Genomic DNA, 1,774 nt, shown 5'->3' with positions numbered 1-1,774 from the left:
TGCCGCCCCTCGGAGCGGGTGCTCGACCTCCTCGACCATCCCGTGGCCGAGTTCACCAAGGAGGATGGCGAGGTGGTCCGCGCCGGTGGGCCGTCCCTTGGCTGATCGCCCCGACCCGACCGACCTTCCCAATCTCGCCCCCGCCGTCTTGGGGGCGCCACACAGAACGGGCACCGATATACGGTAAGCCGGTGAGTGGGCTCAGGCGATGGGTCCATCGATGGGAAGCGGCCAGTGGGCCTGCCGATTTTGACGCCAAACATCTGTTTGCCGTCGTCCGCCGCCACTCTCGATCCGCCACCCTCGTTTGCCACTGTTTTCCATGCGACAAACCCCGTCGGATTGCCGTAGCATACGGGAACTCTGGGTCGGGGGTTTGCCGCACATGCTGGTCGGGTACATGCGGGTCTCGTTGATCGACGACCGCCAATCGGTCGACCTCCAGCGCGACGCGCTACTGGCTGCCGGCGTCGGCGAGCGGCACCTCCACTCCGACAAGGCCTCGGGCGCCCGCGACGACCGACCCGGGCTCAAGGCGTGCCTCGAGGACGTCCGCGAGGGCGACGGGCTGGTGGTGTGGAAGCTGGACCGGCTCGGTCGCTCGCTATCGCACCTGCTGTCCATCGTCGCCGACCTCAAGGGCCGGGGTGTGTCGTTCCGTTCCCTGACCGAGCAGATGGACACCACCACGCCGCACGGAGAGCTGCTGTTCTCGATCTTCGGCGCGCTGGCCCAGTACGAGCGGGCGCTGACGCGCGAGCGGGTTATGGCCGGGCTGGCCGCCGCGCAGCGCCGGGGCCGCCGCGGCGGGCGTCCCGTTGCGCTGGACGCCGAGCGGGTGGAGCAGATCACGGCAGCCCTGGACGGCGGCGCGACCAAGGCCTCGGTCTGCCGCACCTTCAAGGTGCCGCGGTCCACCCTGATCGATACCCTGTCGCGCATCGGCTGGAGGCCGCCAGATCAGGAGTAGCCATGCCCCGTCGCGCTGTCCTCACCGACCACGTCTTCGCCCTCTGTCACCTGCTCGGCTTTCGCTTCGCTCCGCGCATCCCGAACTTGGCCGCTCGACGGCTGTACCTCTTCGACGGGCTGGTGCCCGGACCCGCCATCGAGCCGCTTGTCGCCGGCAAGATCGACGCCAGGCTGATCGCCGCGCACTGGGACGAGGTGCTCCGCTTGGCAGCCTCCATCCGCACGGGCGTGGTCGGGGCCTCGCTCATGCTCAAGCGCCTCGGCTCCTATCCGCGCCGGAACGGGCTGGCCCTCGCGGCTCGCGCGAGATCGGCCGGCTGGAGCGGACCTTGTTCACCCTGGACTGGATCGAGCAGCCCGAGCAGCGCAGGCGCACGACGCGGGAGCTCAACAAGGGCGAGGCCGAGAACGCGCTCAAGCGCGCCATCTTCTTTCACCGCATCGGTCGCGTGCGCGACCGCAGCCTCGACAGCCAGGGGCATCGCGCCAGCGGGCTCAACCTGGTCACGGCCGCGATCGTGCTCTGGAACACGACCTACCTGCAGCTCGCCCTGGAGGAGCTGTCGCGCCGTGGCGACGCCGCGCCACCACCCCTGCTCCAGCACCTCTCACCGCTCGGCTGGCAGCACATCAACCTGACCGGCGACTACCTCTGCAGCGAGCCAGCCGCAGCCCCCTCGGGCCGGCGACCGCTCAAGGCCATCACCGTGTTGTTGCCCCTGAATGACCGGACAGGATCAGGTTGTTGTCTGATCCGCGATGAACTCGCGGGGTGATCTGTATCCGAGCGCCCGGTGGGGGT

1 protein-coding gene and 1 pseudogene are annotated in these 1,774 nt (G+C 69.3%); both read left to right on the top strand.

What is annotated here, in order from left to right:
- Window positions 1-385 precede the first annotated feature (385 nt).
- The gene (locus J2Z33_RS18050) at window positions 386-970 is read left to right on the top strand and encodes a recombinase family protein (protein WP_209843639.1); all 585 of its coding nucleotides are present in this window, start codon (window positions 386-388) and stop codon (window positions 968-970) included.
- 20 nt (window positions 971-990) lie between these two features.
- Window positions 991-1,748: pseudogene (locus tag J2Z33_RS18045) on the top strand (Tn3 family transposase); the annotation flags it as partial.
- Window positions 1,749-1,774: the final 26 nt, after the last annotated feature.

This window comes from Rubellimicrobium aerolatum, from assembly GCF_017872975.1.
GTDB lineage: Bacteria > Pseudomonadota > Alphaproteobacteria > Rhodobacterales > Rhodobacteraceae > Rubellimicrobium > Rubellimicrobium aerolatum.
This window is presented reverse-complemented; position numbering and strand designations above follow the sequence as displayed.